The organism is bacterium CG_4_10_14_0_2_um_filter_33_32 (genome assembly GCA_002792735.1).
Taxonomy (GTDB): domain Bacteria; phylum Patescibacteriota; class CPR2_A; order CG2-30-33-46; family CG2-30-33-46; genus CG2-30-33-46.
On record PFOW01000003.1, the window covers coordinates 1 to 12,799 of the forward strand.

General features: G+C 34.1%; 20 protein-coding genes. 16 read left to right on the forward strand and 4 right to left on the reverse strand.

Going from position 1 to position 12,799, the window contains the following annotated elements:
* Nucleotides 1-155 precede the first annotated feature (155 nt).
* From COX95_00030 to COX95_00050, 5 genes are all read left to right on the forward strand, one after another.
* Nucleotides 156-341 carry a preprotein translocase subunit SecE gene (locus COX95_00030; GenBank protein PIZ86691.1) on the forward strand — a complete coding sequence of 62 codons (186 nt, stop codon included), beginning with the start codon at nucleotides 156-158 and terminating at the stop codon, nucleotides 339-341.
* A gap of 54 nt (nucleotides 342-395) precedes the next feature.
* Nucleotides 396-941: a transcription termination/antitermination protein NusG gene (locus COX95_00035; protein PIZ86692.1), complete on the forward strand. Its 546-nt coding sequence runs from the start codon at nucleotides 396-398 to the stop codon at nucleotides 939-941.
* 25 nt (nucleotides 942-966) lie between these two features.
* A complete protein-coding gene (rplK, locus tag COX95_00040; protein PIZ86693.1) occupies nucleotides 967-1,392 on the forward strand; it encodes a 50S ribosomal protein L11 in 426 nt (141 codons plus the stop codon).
* 67 nt (nucleotides 1,393-1,459) lie between these two features.
* Nucleotides 1,460-2,413 carry a 50S ribosomal protein L1 gene (locus COX95_00045; protein PIZ86694.1) on the forward strand — a complete coding sequence of 318 codons (954 nt, stop codon included), beginning with the start codon at nucleotides 1,460-1,462 and terminating at the stop codon, nucleotides 2,411-2,413.
* A 69-nt stretch (nucleotides 2,414-2,482) separates the two neighbouring features.
* Nucleotides 2,483-2,863 (forward strand): hypothetical protein, encoded by a 381-nt coding sequence (locus tag COX95_00050; protein ID PIZ86695.1) that lies wholly within the window; start codon nucleotides 2,483-2,485, stop codon nucleotides 2,861-2,863.
* A gap of 60 nt (nucleotides 2,864-2,923) precedes the next feature.
* Here COX95_00050 and COX95_00055 read toward each other — a convergent pair whose 3' ends face one another.
* Complete coding sequence (locus COX95_00055) at nucleotides 2,924-3,112, reverse strand: hypothetical protein (GenBank protein PIZ86696.1); 189 nt, start codon at nucleotides 3,110-3,112, stop codon at nucleotides 2,924-2,926.
* A gap of 600 nt (nucleotides 3,113-3,712) precedes the next feature.
* Between COX95_00055 and COX95_00060 the strand changes: the two genes are divergently transcribed.
* The 5 genes from COX95_00060 (at nucleotide 3,713) to COX95_00080 (ending at nucleotide 6,584) form a co-directional block, all read left to right on the forward strand.
* On the forward strand, nucleotides 3,713-3,913 hold the full coding sequence (locus COX95_00060; protein ID PIZ86697.1) for a hypothetical protein: 201 nt from the start codon (nucleotides 3,713-3,715) through the stop codon (nucleotides 3,911-3,913).
* Nucleotides 3,914-3,925: 12 nt separating this feature from the next.
* Nucleotides 3,926-4,465, forward strand: coding sequence for a hypothetical protein (locus COX95_00065; protein PIZ86698.1), 540 nt, complete (start codon nucleotides 3,926-3,928; stop codon nucleotides 4,463-4,465).
* A 175-nt stretch (nucleotides 4,466-4,640) separates the two neighbouring features.
* Complete coding sequence (gene thyA, locus COX95_00070) at nucleotides 4,641-5,645, forward strand: thymidylate synthase (protein ID PIZ86699.1); 1,005 nt, start codon at nucleotides 4,641-4,643, stop codon at nucleotides 5,643-5,645.
* 134 nt (nucleotides 5,646-5,779) lie between these two features.
* Nucleotides 5,780-6,268, forward strand: a complete 489-nt coding sequence (locus COX95_00075; protein PIZ86700.1) for a diacylglycerol kinase — start codon at nucleotides 5,780-5,782, stop codon at nucleotides 6,266-6,268.
* 4 nt (nucleotides 6,269-6,272) lie between these two features.
* Complete coding sequence (locus COX95_00080) at nucleotides 6,273-6,584, forward strand: hypothetical protein (protein PIZ86701.1); 312 nt, start codon at nucleotides 6,273-6,275, stop codon at nucleotides 6,582-6,584.
* Between the two features lie 360 nt (nucleotides 6,585-6,944).
* On the opposite strand, the gene COX95_00085 is transcribed toward COX95_00080, so the two are convergent.
* From COX95_00085 to COX95_00095, 3 genes are read right to left on the reverse strand one after another with little or no spacing between them, the layout of a single operon-like run.
* Nucleotides 6,945-7,484: a hypothetical protein gene (locus COX95_00085; protein ID PIZ86702.1), complete on the reverse strand. Its 540-nt coding sequence runs from the start codon at nucleotides 7,482-7,484 to the stop codon at nucleotides 6,945-6,947.
* The gene (locus COX95_00090) at nucleotides 7,485-7,766 is read right to left on the reverse strand and encodes a hypothetical protein (GenBank protein PIZ86703.1); all 282 of its coding nucleotides are present in this window, start codon (nucleotides 7,764-7,766) and stop codon (nucleotides 7,485-7,487) included.
* Complete coding sequence (locus COX95_00095) at nucleotides 7,747-8,157, reverse strand: hypothetical protein (protein ID PIZ86704.1); 411 nt, start codon at nucleotides 8,155-8,157, stop codon at nucleotides 7,747-7,749. The genes COX95_00090 and COX95_00095 overlap by 20 nt, the downstream gene beginning before the upstream one ends.
* Before the next feature lie 229 nt (nucleotides 8,158-8,386).
* Between COX95_00095 and rpsB the strand changes: the two genes are divergently transcribed.
* From rpsB to COX95_00125, 6 genes are all read left to right on the forward strand, one after another.
* The gene (gene rpsB / locus COX95_00100; GenBank protein ID PIZ86705.1) at nucleotides 8,387-9,121 is read left to right on the forward strand and encodes a 30S ribosomal protein S2; all 735 of its coding nucleotides are present in this window, start codon (nucleotides 8,387-8,389) and stop codon (nucleotides 9,119-9,121) included.
* Between the two features lie 111 nt (nucleotides 9,122-9,232).
* Nucleotides 9,233-9,823 carry a translation elongation factor Ts gene (gene tsf, locus COX95_00105; protein ID PIZ86710.1) on the forward strand — a complete coding sequence of 197 codons (591 nt, stop codon included), beginning with the start codon at nucleotides 9,233-9,235 and terminating at the stop codon, nucleotides 9,821-9,823.
* Between the two features lie 3 nt (nucleotides 9,824-9,826).
* Nucleotides 9,827-10,573 carry a UMP kinase gene (locus tag COX95_00110; GenBank protein ID PIZ86706.1) on the forward strand — a complete coding sequence of 249 codons (747 nt, stop codon included), beginning with the start codon at nucleotides 9,827-9,829 and terminating at the stop codon, nucleotides 10,571-10,573.
* An 18-nt stretch (nucleotides 10,574-10,591) separates the two neighbouring features.
* Nucleotides 10,592-11,140, forward strand: coding sequence for a ribosome recycling factor (locus COX95_00115; GenBank protein ID PIZ86707.1), 549 nt, complete (start codon nucleotides 10,592-10,594; stop codon nucleotides 11,138-11,140).
* A gap of 41 nt (nucleotides 11,141-11,181) precedes the next feature.
* On the forward strand, nucleotides 11,182-12,237 hold the full coding sequence (locus tag COX95_00120; protein PIZ86708.1) for a 4-hydroxy-3-methylbut-2-en-1-yl diphosphate synthase: 1,056 nt from the start codon (nucleotides 11,182-11,184) through the stop codon (nucleotides 12,235-12,237).
* A 181-nt stretch (nucleotides 12,238-12,418) separates the two neighbouring features.
* On the forward strand, nucleotides 12,419-12,799 hold a 381-nt coding region (locus COX95_00125; GenBank protein PIZ86709.1), incomplete at its 3' end, for a hypothetical protein.

The following is a 12,799-nucleotide window of genomic DNA, read 5'->3' on the forward strand; positions in this document are numbered from 1 at the left end:
CTTTGGGTAATATTTCACCCATTGATTATTTAATAAAAACTGTTCCGGAGTCTCAAATGTGCGTGACGCGTACAGAACATTGACAAAAGGTTAGATAAAATATATTATGTTACTAGAAAGCCGAGAGGCTTTTTAAAATTACTTAAAATTTCAAGATGAAAAAGATTATCAATTACCTTAAAGGCGCAAAAAGCGAATTAGAAAAAGTTACTTGGCCAACGCGTAAAGAAGCTGTTAGGTTAACTTTTGTTGTAATTGGTTTATCCTTTGTGTTCGCAGCATTTATTGGCGCTTTAGATCTATTATTTTCTTCTCTTATTCAAAGGGTTATAGGCCAATAAATTTTTAATCCCAATGCTCAAATAAAGAAGATTCCAAGGTTTTAGGAGGAATAAATGGCAAGACAAATAGAAACAGGCGAGAGACAATGGTATGTAATTCATACAAATTCTGGTTATGAGGATAAAGTAGCTGAAAATTTAAACCAAAGAATAGAAGCCTATGATATGCAGGATAAAATTTTTAGTGTTATAGTTCCTAAAGAAAAAAGGATTGAAATTAAGAACGGAAAAAGAAGGACAGTTGAAAAAAGGATATTCCCGGGTTATGTATTAGTTGAAATGATTGTAACCGATGATTCATGGTATGTTGTAAGAAATACACCTAATGTTACCGGGTTTGTAGGATCAGGAACTAATCCAATTCCTATATCTGATAGTGAATTAAGGATAATTCAGAAAAGAATAGGGACTGAGGAGCCAAAATATAAGATTAATGTCAATCCAGGTGATGCTGTTACAATCACAGACGGTCCTTTTAAGGATTTTGATGGTACCGTATCTGAAATTGATGAAGGAAAAGGTAAAGTTAAAATTTTAGTTTCAATATTTGGAAGAGAAACCCCCGTAGAATTAGACTTTTTACAGATTAGAAAGATATAAGCTAACAAAGGGTAAGGATAAAAATATGGCAAAACAAGTAAAAACCAAGATAAAGCTTCAGATAAGAGGCGGACAAGCAACTCCTGCACCTCCCGTAGGTTCTTCATTGGGTCAGCATGGAGTAAATATTATCGAATTTACTACTCAATTTAATGAGCATACTAAAGATAAAATGGGGCAATTAATTCCTGTTGTAATTACTATTTATGAAGACCGAACCTTTGATTTTGTTTTAAAAACTACTCCAGCTGCCGAACTCTTAAAAAAAGCAGCAGGGGTAGAAAAGGGTTCGGGTGTTCCTTATAAAGATAAAAAAGGTAAAGTTACAAAAGAACAGATAAGAGAAATAGCCGAGATTAAGATGCAAGATCTTAATGCTAACAGCACTGAGCAGGCAGAGAAGATTATTGCCGGTACTGCCCGTAGTATGGGGATTGAAGTAGAAAAATAATATTTTTAATAAAATAAAAAGTGGGAGCTCTGATATCCGTCGGGGCGCTTGACCACGAGGAGGAACAATGGCGAAAGAGGCCAAAAAGGAAGTTAAAAAGAAAGAAAAAAGTAAAAAAACTAAAGGAAAAGAAACTGAAAAAAAAGCGGAGGCTCTGACGCTCCAGCAGGAGCCGTCGGCCGGAGTCCCGATCGATAGCGTCGGGAAAATCAAGGAAGAAATCAAGAAACAGGAACCAGTAAAGAAAGATAGCTCGGATGAAAATTCTAAAAAAGAATTAAAGGAAGAAAAACCCAAGACACATAAGAAACATAAAATACATACTAAGAAGCGCGGTAAAAAATATAAAGAAGTATTAAAATTAGTTGATACAAACAAGAATTACTCTATCGAAGAAGCTATGGATTTAGCAATAAAAACCATTGCCACTAAATTTGATTCTTCAGTTGAAGCTCATATAAAGTTAGGTATTAAACCAGAGCAATCAGATCAAAATATAAGAACAGTTGCCGATTTGCCAGAAGGTACAGGGAAAACCGTTAAAGTTGCAGCTATTATCGGATCTGATAAGGAAAAAGAAGCAAAAGATGCTGGCGCTGATTTTTATGGCTCCGAGGATTTAGTATCCAAAATCGAAAAGGGGTTTTTGGATTTCGATGTAGTAATTGCTACTCCCGATATGATGGGGAAAATTGGTAAATTAGGTAGAATTTTGGGTACTAAAGGTATGATGCCAAATCCTAAAACAGAAACTGTAACTGACAATCCGGGTAAAGCGATTAAACAGATTAAGAGGGGAAGGGTTCAGATAAAAAATGATAAATTTGGAATAGTTCATGCTTCTTTTGGTAAGGTTTCTATGAGCAAAGATAAGCTTTTGAGCAACTTCGAAGCATTAATTGATACGGTTGTAAAAGCCAAGCCGCAATCTTCAAAAGGTAATTATTTAAAAAGCGCATTTTTAAGCACTACCATGGGCCCATCTATAAAATTAGACATAAGTAAAATACACCGTAAATAGATTTCAGTTTAGTATTTTTCTTTTTGCGGGAATCGTGTAAGATATAATTAGTTTTATAATGAGGACGAAATGAAGATTGGCGTAAAAAGAATAGATAAAACTATATCTTTGCCAAACAGTGCAAAGGATTCGATTAAGATTAATTTAATATCAAGAAGAGATGTAGTTATAGAGCCGGCAGAAAGTCGTTTAGTGCCGGTAAATGTTGTTGTTGATATCCCGAAAAATTATTTATTTTTAGTTACTCTTTCCCCTGACTTGGCTAAAAAGGGGTTAGTATTATTTGGGGGCCTTATTGTAATAGATTCAGCTGATAATAGTAAAGAAGAGCTAACATTACCTGTTTATAATTTTACAAAAGAAAGATCAGTTATTTTACAAGGCGAAATTGCAGCTCAAGGAGCATTGGTAAAGTCAGAATCTATTGCGTTTCAAGAAATAAAAAAATAATTATTTAAATAAATAATTTAAGATATTTTTAAGCCGGGTAGCCGGCTTTTTTGATAAGAATCATTTTTCTTCAGGAACATTCAAGCTATCCCAAGTTTGTTTGTTTACAAATTTGGTAAGCTTTGTTCCATCGTCATCGACAGCCCGAACCGCATATCTTGTTGCTCCACGCGCCTTAAAAGAAGTCTTTTTAAGATTATCATCGGGAACATTCACTTTTTGTCTCTTTCTAACATTATAAAATTCCATAATTCCTCCTGAAGCCTCGAAATATTTATTTCTTGCCCTGTACCGAGCCGCAAGGCGTCTGGTACAGGGCACTGTCGAGGCTGAAGCCCACCAAAAACTGTAAGTGAGGGTGGGCATATTACTGATTTTAATTTAACGACCATTACCTATTCAAAATTTACACATATTTATGCCCAAAATCATTAGATATTTTACTAGTGTTATCGCAAAGTTGGAAAAGGGGAGAAAGGATGATAATATTTAAACAATGGAAGTCGAAATTAAAGCAACAATAGAAGATTTTGATCCTATTTTAAGAAAATTAGAAGAAAAAGGAGCTGAATTTGATGAACCAAAAGAGCAGAAAGATATTTATTTAGGGATAAAAATAGAGAACCGGATGTATTAAAACCAGGCGTTTATGTTGTTAGAGTTAGACATTCAAAAAAAGGTGATTTTTTAGGTTATAAGGAAATTACAGATACAAAAGGAGTATGGAAAGAATACGAAACTAAAATAGATAATACAGAACAGGCGATTAATATTTTAAAATCAATTGGGTTAGTCGAGTTTTATACGATTGAAAAGGAAAGAATCACTGGGAAATTTTTAAAATTTGAATTGAATTTTGATAGAGTAAAAGGTTTGGGTGATTTTTTGGAAATAGAATTGATAAGCGATAATGGAGAAGAAGCCCAAAAAGAAATTAAGCAGTTTTTTAAGGAATTAGGTATAAACGAGGATAAACTGGAGAGAAGAGGGTATGGTGAGTTGTGGCAGGAAAAATATGGTGGCGGGTTTACAATTGACGAACAAAAATAAGGAGGAGGATAAATGTTTTTAGGTGTAGATGAATTATTAAAAAGGGTAAAAGAAGATAAATTGGTTGAGAATTTATGCGACCGTGAGCTTAATAATCCCGAAGGGACTGGTTTTGATTTGCGGGTAGCTGAGTTTTTTGAAATAAAAGGTGAAGGGTTTTTAGGCGAAACTGAACGTAAGACATGTGACATTGAATCAGTTGCTAAATACAAAGAAGGTGAAAAAAGAACGGTAAAAGTTAAGCCGGGAGATTTTTATTTGGTAAAAACTATAGAAAAAGTTAATTTACCTGATAATCTTGTTGGTTTTTTTAAGCCTAGAACCACTATGCAAAGAATGGGTATATTTTTAAGATCTTCTCAAGTTTCCCCAGGATATTCAGGCGAGCTTACATTTGCAATTAAAAATTTAGGTCCTTGTGAAGTCACAATAGAATTAGGGGCAAGAATAGCTCACGTTATTTTTGCAGAAGTTAAAGGTAAAACTCATTTATATAGAGGACAATGGCAGGGCGGACGGGTTTCTGCGACAGAAACCGAAACACAAGTTTAATTATTGAAAGTTTTAAAATAAAGCATCTTATTTCTGAAACACTCGTTTCGCTCCAGCGGCTTCGCTCGTTCTGCCTTCAACAAATTTTTTCCTGACACTTTCAGGAAAGCCAAGCAAATTTGTTTCAGGAGGTTCAGAAATAAAATGTTTTTAATAAAGATAAACAAGAGGATATATGTTAGAAAAAAAACACCCAGAATACCAATATCTAAATTTATTACAAGATATACTTGATAATGGTTCTGATAAGGAGCTATTTTTTACCCCGGAAATTCTAGAAGAATACAAGCATAAAGGAGAGGAACCGCCTTACATCAGGTCTGTTTTTGGCAGACAAATCCGTTTTGATCTAAATAAAGGATTCCCTCTTTTAACAACAAAAAAAGTTTTTCTAAAAGGCATAATCCATGAACTTTTATGGTTCTTAAAAGGAGATTCCAATATAAAATATCTGGTAGACAATGATGTGAGAATTTGGAACGAATGGGGCTGGAAAAGATACCACAAGCATTGCTTGCAAAATGAACCGCAAAACGATATGAGCCAGGAAGATTTTGTGGCAAAACTAAAATCGCTGCCCGCCACCGATCCTTTTGTAGGCAAGTGGGGGGATCTTATTACTGTTTATGGGAAAATGTGGCGAAAATGGCCAGCCTCTGACGGCAGAGAAATTGACCAATTAGGCTGGGTTATTGAAGGCTTGAAAGCAAAACCGTTTCGAAAATCATATGTGGTTTCGGCTTGGAATCCTGATTTTATCTATACTATGGCCTCAAAAGGCAATGCTAATGAGGTACCGCCGTTTTGCCACACGATGTATCAATTTGCTGTAACCGGAAAAAATAGATTGAATTTGGGGTTATATCAAAGAAGTGCTGATATATTCTTGGGCGTGCCTTTTAACATTACAAGTTATGCCCTGCTTTTGTTGATGGTAGCACAGGTAACTGGATTGGAAGTCGGAGAATTTGTTCATACTTTCGGCGATGTGCATATTTATTCAAATCATTTTGATGCTGTAAAAGAACAATTATCTAGGGAACCAAAGCCTTTTCCGGAAATGAAAATAAATCCGCAAATTAAAGATATAAATGGGTTTAAATATGAAGATTTTCAGATAGAAAATTACGATCCTTACCCAGCAATAAAAGCCGAAATAGCTAATATCGGAGGATTTTAAAATTAAGGTTTATGAAAAAAATAAAATTAAAATAAGCATAATTTAACTAAAAAGATGCCCACCCCAGGGGTGGGAAACGTGTTCACCCCTGGGGTGGAGGGAATTAGTGGGGAAATTGGGGATAATTTTTAACAATGGAAAGCAAACCAAAAATAAGCATAATTTGTGCCATATCAGAAAATAGGGCAATCGGTAAAGATAATAAACTTCTTTGGCATATTACTAATGATTTAAATAGATTTAAAGAGCTGACTTCTGGTCACGTAGTTTTAATGGGCAGAAATACATTTCTATCTATTGGCAGGCCTCTCCCTAATAGAACTAATATTATTATAACACAAGATAAAAGATATAAAGCTGCAGGATGCATTGTTTGCTATTCTTTAGAAGAAGCGATAGAAACCGCTAAACAATATGAAGAAGATGAAATATTTATAATCGGCGGCGGCCAAATTTATAAGCAGACTATAGGCTTGGTAGACAAGCTTTATTTAACGGTCGTAGAAAGTGAATTTGAAGCTGATACTTTTTTTCCGGATTATTCTGCATTTAAGAATGTTGTTTTTGAAAAGTCAGAAGAATCTGATGGATATAAATATAAGTTTTTGGAATTAGAAAGGTAGATATATGAATAAGATCAAAACAATAACTAAAGTTCTTGTTGGTGGATTAATAGTAAATATCCTTAGCTATTTTTATTACTTGTTAAAAGATTTGTGGTTTTCAACAAATATTATGCCTACTATAGGAGGATGTATCAAAGATGGCCCCATAATTGGATTTCCTATTAAGAGTCAAATTGTTTTAGGATGTACTTGTTGCGATCCGATAGCTCAGTTTTTATACTCAATATTTATATTTTTCCTAAATGTAGCTATTAGTTCTGTTGGCATTTATCTGGTTTTGTCTATATTCAAAAAATTAAAGCCTGTTAAATAGTAATTTACGACTTTTTTAGAAAAAGTCGCCCAAAAATCGCAAGCTCGCACAAAAAACCTAAAAATTAGCTGTTTTCAAGCTTTCGAATTCGAACGCCAAAGGCGGTCTCGTTCGGAGATGTTGACAATCTCCTTACTCGACTAGGTGAATTCTTACCTCTATCGAGGTTACTTGAAAACAATTGATTTTCTTAACGGCTTTTTGAGATGCTTGCATAAGAAACAAAAGCATTCTAAGAAATGTTCATAAAAACCAAGCTTATCTCTTACTTCTTCTAAAGTGCAGGGTTCTATCCAAGTTACAAAACGAGATCGAAATTAGGAAGAAAAAAAGACATCGGTTGGTGTCGGGGGTGTAGAGTTATTTAAGATAGGCAATGATACTTAGAGTAAATGCCACGATAGATAAGATTGAAACTGTTATGAACGGTGGTTTATATTTAGCATATTCTTCTTTTGCGCCTCGTTTTTTTGTGTCCCATAGCATGAGCGCGTGAATTAAACCGTATATTAGTACTATTGATCCTGAAACGACTTCTAGCCAGTCAAGGTTTATTGCTTTTAATTCAGGTAGAAAAATAATGGTTATAAACATAAATCCTATTACTGCACAGGCAATAATGGCTTTTATGGTTGATATGACGATACTCCTGGTTTTGTTATTTCTTTTGCATAGATATGCGATTGGATAATATACAGCAAATATCAAGAGCGGGATAGCCATTATTAAGTTGATTGTAGAAAAAAGCTTTCTATTAGGATTAAGCTCGTTTGGGTAGACAAACACATAGAAAAAAATAGATGCTAATAGTGTACATATAGCGATTATTTTTAAAATACCTTGAATAAGCCATATTATTGCTTCTAATTTTGCAACTCGTTCTATGATTTTCCTTGTCATTTATTCCATCCACCCTAAATCTTTTAAAGATTGGCATTCGTCACAGATTTTCTTGGGTGTATCAGGATCTGGTATATAATCTTCTGGTAGTTGGTCGGTTAAGGCTTTGCAATAATCACAATAAAAGTACATGTCAGATCCCGCATAAAGGGATCTATTATCAATTACTTTGGGTGTATTTTCTATTTTTCTACGTGATAGTTCTGCAAGAGTAAATGCTTTGTCTTTTTCAGTAGCTAATGTCATATCATTCACCTCTTTTCTATCTATTAGTTCTTTCATGATCATCAATGGTTCCTGTTTGTTTTGCTTCTTCTGAAATATATTTCTGGATAATCTCTATTACTTTTGCTACTTCTTTATGCCAGTAATTCTTTCTGGAAGAACTACAACAATTAATATTTGTTTTTTCTTCTGGGTTCATTTGAGTTCTAATAGTTATGCAACGGCATTCAGGACCACGTATCTTACCGTAAATACCCTGGCAATCATAACTGTAAACACTACTTTTAACGTCAATAATTTCTTCAATAGCCCCTATTTCATCTTCGAATCTCAATTCATGGTAACCAGGTTTTATTGCAAATTCTGCAATTCTTTTAGTAGTTTCCTCGTCAAAACGTATACTTACAGCATTACCGCAAGCATAAATCCATAAATGATATGAAATCAATTAACTGACCTCCTTTAAATCAAGGTACGAAATTATATGAGTATAATCATTCTTAAAACTATTGTCAATTACAGCTGTTTTTGTTATAGTTTATTCAAAGGTTGGAAGACCTTTATTTAATACTCACACTTTCTTATGGCTTTCCTGTCTCGATGAACATCGAGATTTAGTCAAATAAAAAAGAGAGTGGCGGCTCCGAATAATATCGGAGAAAAAGGAGAATCATCAAATGTCAGTAGAAATTAAAGAATTATTAGAAGCAGGCGCTCATTTCGGGCACAAATCTGAAAAATGGAATCCGAAAATGAAGCCTTTTATCTTTACCAAAAGGGGTGGTATCCACATTATTGATTTAACAAAGACCAAGGAAAAGCTTGAACAGGCCTTGGATTTTGTTAAGAAAATTTCTGAGCAGGGTAAGGTACTTATTTTCGTTGGTACTAAAAAACAAGCCCAGGAAATTATAAAAACAGAAGCCATCAGAGCCGGAATGCCATATGTAAATGAACGATGGTTAGGCGGAACGTTTACGAATTTTCAAACAATCATCAAACAGCTTAAGAAGCTTATTACCCTAAGAGAAGATAAAGAAAAAGGTGAGTGGGATAAATTCTCTAAGAAAGAGAAATCTTTAAAGCAAAAACAATTAGAAAAGCTTGAAAAATCTATTGGTGGATTAGAAAAACTAAGAGAACTTCCTAGCGCTCTTTATGTTGTTGATTCTACAAGAGAACATTTAGCCATAAAAGAAGCTAAAAAAATGAACATCCCGGCGATTGCTATTGTTGATTCAAATGGAGATCCGAATGATGTTGATTATCCGATTCCCGCGAATGATGATGCCATAAAGGTTGTTAAATTTATTACAACCAAAATGGCAGATGCTATTTTAGAAGTAAAGCCCGTTAAAGAAGAAGAAAAAGACTTTAGAGAAGAAAAGACTGAAGAAGGCAAGAAGTTATAAAGGAAGATATTGAAGAGATTGAAGAAAAACTAAAAGAGAAAATTGAAGAAGAGGAAGTTGAAGCCAAAAAGAAAACCAAAACAACCGACTAATATTACTAAGGAGCAAGCTATGGATATAAAAATAGAAGATATACAAAAACTTAGAGAGCAAACGGGTGTTGGCATAATGGAAGCCAAGGGCGCATTAACTGAAGCGGCTGGAGATTTTGAAAAAGCTGTTGAAGTGTTGAGAAAAAAAGGCTTGTCAAAGGCGCAAAAAAGAGCCGGCAGAGAGGCAAAAGAAGGAATTATTGATTGTTATATACATCACGGGGGAAGAATTGGTGCAATGATTGAACTTAATACAGAAACAGACTTTGTTGCAAAAACTGATGATTTTAAGAATCTTGCTCGGGAAATTGCTCTTCAAGTTGCAACAATGGATCCTGAATATATCTCCATTGAAGATATACCTGAAGATATAATTAAAAAAGAAAAAGATATAGAAATTGAAAAATTGAAAACTGAAGGGAAACCTGAGAACATTATAGAGAAAATTATTGAAGGTAAAATGAATAATTTCTATAAGCAAGTAGTGTTATTAAAACAGTTTTATGTAAAAGATGAAAATAAAACTATTGAAGATTTGATTACCGAAGCTATTTCGAAATTAGGAGAAAATATTAAAGTACGTCGTTTCTCAAGATTTCAGATAAAATAATTTATGGCAAATCAAAAATTAAAATATAAAAGAATTCTTCTGAAAATTTCCGGGGAGGCTTTGCTTGGTAAAAAACAATATGGCATAGACCCGGCAATTGTAAAAGTTATTGCAAAACAAATAGATGATCTTAGGAAAATAGGTGTGGAAATAGCTATTGTAATAGGAGGCGGTAATATCTTCAGAGGATACACCGCCTCTATTGCTGGTATGGATAGAGCAACAGCAGACTATATGGGGATGATTGCTACAGTAATGAATGCGCTCGCCTTACAGGAAGCTTTAGAGAAGATTGAAACACCCGTTAGGGTGTTAACCGCAATTTCAATGCCTCAAGTTGCCGAGCCTTATATAAGAAGAAAAGCAATCAGGCATTTAGAAAAAGGAAGAATTGTGATTTGTGCAGCAGGATCAGGCAACCCTTATTTTTCCACAGATACAGCCGCTTCTCTTAGGGCTTTGGAAATAAATTGTGACGTTATAATCAAAGCTACAAAGGTTGGCGGGGTTTTTAATAAAGATCCCTTAAAATTTGAAGACGCTAAGCTTTTTGAAGCTTTAGAATACATGGAAATATTGAACAATGGGTTAAAGATTATGGATTCAACTGCGGTAACTTTATGTATGGATAACAATTTGCCAATGATTGTATTGAATCTTTTAAATGAAGGGGATATAGAAAAAGCTGTTTTAGGTGAAAAAGTCGGAACTCATATAAAATCAGATAAAAGCAAGACAGATTCTAAATAACAAAAAAAGGAGTTAATTATGGATATAAATGAATTTAAGAAAAAATTAGATAGTTCTGTTAACTTTTTTAAGGAAGAAATTAAATCTATCAGAACCGGGAGGGCTACCCCAGGTTTAGTCGAAGATATAAAAATTGATTATTACAATACTCCGACTCTATTAAAACAATTGGCAGCAATCAGCACCCCCGAACCTCGGTTAATAGTTATAAGTCCTTATGACAAATCTGCTTTAGCTAATATTGAAAAAGCAGTATCAGAATCAGAATTAGGGTTAATGGGTGCCAATGACGGTAATGTTATTAGAATTACTATTCCTCCTTTAACGGAAGAGAGAAGAGAGGAATATGTCAAACTCATCCATACTAAAGCTGAAGAAACGAGAGTATCAATGAGGAATATTCGTAGAGAAGAAATGGAAGCGCTAGAAGCACAGGAAAAATCAGGAGACGTTACAGAGGATGAAAGATTTAAAGGTGAAAAACAAATTCAAGATACGTTAAATGATTATATTAAAACCATTGATGGGATTATGGAACAAAAAGAAAAAGAAATAAGAGAAGTATAGTCTGTTTTAAATAATATTTTTGAAAAATATTGGTAAAAGTGATGACAAAAATTAAAAAAAATCAAACTAAAGTAGTTAAGATCGGTAATGTAACAATTGGAGGCAATAATCCTGTTGCTGTTCAGTCTATGGCTAATACCGATACACGAGATCCAAAATCAACGATTCAGCAGATTAAGAGGCTTGAAAAAGCCGGCTGTGAGATTGTGCGGCTTGCGGTTCCTGATGAAAAAGCCGCAAAATCAATAGCAAAAATAAAACCAAAAGTTTCTATACCTATAGTTGCTGATATTCATTTTGACTACAAATTAGCTCTAGAAGCATTAAAATCTGGTGCTGATAAAATTAGAATTAATCCTGGAAATATCGGCGAACAATGGAAAGTGAAAGAAGTTGTTAAAGAATGTAAAAAAAGAAGAGTACCTATAAGAATAGGTGTTAATATTGGTTCTTTAGAGCCTGAGGCAGAAAAGAAATATGGTAGAACACCAAAAGCAATGGTGGCGAGCGCTCTTAAAAACATTAAAATTTTAGAAGAACTCAACTTTAGAAATATTGTTATTTCTTTAAAAGCTTCAGATGTATTAAGGACAGTAGAAGCTTATCGGTTATTATCAAAAAGAGTAAATTATCCACTGCATTTGGGGATAACTGAGGCTGGGACTCCTAAAAGCGGAATTATTAAAAGTTCGGTTGGTTTAGGTATTTTATTATATGAAAGTATAGGTGATACAGTTAGAGTTTCTTTAACAGCTGATCCGGAAGAAGAGGTAAGAGTTGCTTGGGAAATTTTAAAATCTTTGGGATTACGGCAAAAAGGAGCGACGTTAATATCTTGTCCAACTTGCGGAAGGACTGAAATAGATTTGATTAAATTGGCAAATCTGGTAGAATCAAAAATTACAGCGATTGATAAGCCAATAACCGTTGCTGTAATGGGTTGTATCGTAAACGGCCCAGGAGAGGCAAAAGAAGCAGATATTGGTATTGCTGGCGGTAAAAAATCAGGCGTGATCTTTAAAAAAGGTAAAATTTTAAAAACTGTTCCAGAAGATAAACTACTTAGTGAACTATTAAAAGAAATAAAAGCTTTTTAGCATTGCTTTAAAACTATGCTGTTAAGTAATTGTCATTCTTGTTTCTCTTTTATCATTCACGCTTTCTTTCCGTCATTCCCGCCTTCGCGGGAATCCAGTTAAAGTTTGGCATTTTGTTTAGGAATTTTTCCTAAACAGAAACCCGCACTTTAAAAAGGTAGGTGATATTGTAATGCGTGAAATGACAAAATTTCAGATTGAAACCAACGAAGCCTATAAGGATGGCAGTAAGATTATGGGGTATGTTTTCGGTCTTTTTTTGGCCGTTTTCATGGTGGGGAATTGGTTAGTAGATTTCATTTTGAACCCTCCGCCAGCTCCTATTTACTTAGCCTCGTTGATAGTACCAATTTTTTGCACAATGGTATTATTAGTTTCGGTTATATTCGTTCATAAAAAAGCCGCTGAAGAAGCAAAATTCTACGATGAAGATGATCAGGGTGGTGAACCTTCCATCATTAGATGGGAAGATTATAGCTTTTTATCTCAATTTACAAAGGTATTGCTTGTAATAATCGAATGGATGGTTCTTTCAGAGTTGATACTTTTAGCTATTTATCTA

What these genes read in the sequence shown, in the direction of transcription:
- COX95_00115 (PIZ86707.1), top strand. Translation starts at nt 10,592, where the DNA reads ATGGATATAAATGAATTTAAGAAAAAATTAGATAGTTCTGTTAACTTT.
- COX95_00035 (PIZ86692.1), top strand. Translation starts at nt 396, where the DNA reads ATGGCAAGACAAATAGAAACAGGCGAGAGACAATGGTATGTAATTCAT.
- COX95_00045 (PIZ86694.1), top strand. Translation starts at nt 1,460, where the DNA reads ATGGCGAAAGAGGCCAAAAAGGAAGTTAAAAAGAAAGAAAAAAGTAAA.
- rpsB (PIZ86705.1), top strand. Translation starts at nt 8,387, where the DNA reads ATGTCAGTAGAAATTAAAGAATTATTAGAAGCAGGCGCTCATTTCGGG.
- COX95_00065 (PIZ86698.1), top strand. Translation starts at nt 3,926, where the DNA reads ATGTTTTTAGGTGTAGATGAATTATTAAAAAGGGTAAAAGAAGATAAA.
- COX95_00110 (PIZ86706.1), top strand. Translation starts at nt 9,827, where the DNA reads ATGGCAAATCAAAAATTAAAATATAAAAGAATTCTTCTGAAAATTTCC.
- thyA (PIZ86699.1), top strand. Translation starts at nt 4,641, where the DNA reads ATGTTAGAAAAAAAACACCCAGAATACCAATATCTAAATTTATTACAA.
- COX95_00085 (PIZ86702.1), bottom strand. Translation starts at nt 7,484, where the DNA reads ATGACAAGGAAAATCATAGAACGAGTTGCAAAATTAGAAGCAATAATA.
- COX95_00120 (PIZ86708.1), top strand. Translation starts at nt 11,182, where the DNA reads ATGACAAAAATTAAAAAAAATCAAACTAAAGTAGTTAAGATCGGTAAT.
- tsf (PIZ86710.1), top strand. Translation starts at nt 9,233, where the DNA reads ATGGATATAAAAATAGAAGATATACAAAAACTTAGAGAGCAAACGGGT.
- COX95_00075 (PIZ86700.1), top strand. Translation starts at nt 5,780, where the DNA reads ATGGAAAGCAAACCAAAAATAAGCATAATTTGTGCCATATCAGAAAAT.
- COX95_00080 (PIZ86701.1), top strand. Translation starts at nt 6,273, where the DNA reads ATGAATAAGATCAAAACAATAACTAAAGTTCTTGTTGGTGGATTAATA.
- COX95_00050 (PIZ86695.1), top strand. Translation starts at nt 2,483, where the DNA reads ATGAAGATTGGCGTAAAAAGAATAGATAAAACTATATCTTTGCCAAAC.
- COX95_00055 (PIZ86696.1), bottom strand. Translation starts at nt 3,112, where the DNA reads ATGGAATTTTATAATGTTAGAAAGAGACAAAAAGTGAATGTTCCCGAT.
- COX95_00030 (PIZ86691.1), top strand. Translation starts at nt 156, where the DNA reads ATGAAAAAGATTATCAATTACCTTAAAGGCGCAAAAAGCGAATTAGAA.
- rplK (PIZ86693.1), top strand. Translation starts at nt 967, where the DNA reads ATGGCAAAACAAGTAAAAACCAAGATAAAGCTTCAGATAAGAGGCGGA.
- COX95_00090 (PIZ86703.1), bottom strand. Translation starts at nt 7,766, where the DNA reads ATGAAAGAACTAATAGATAGAAAAGAGGTGAATGATATGACATTAGCT.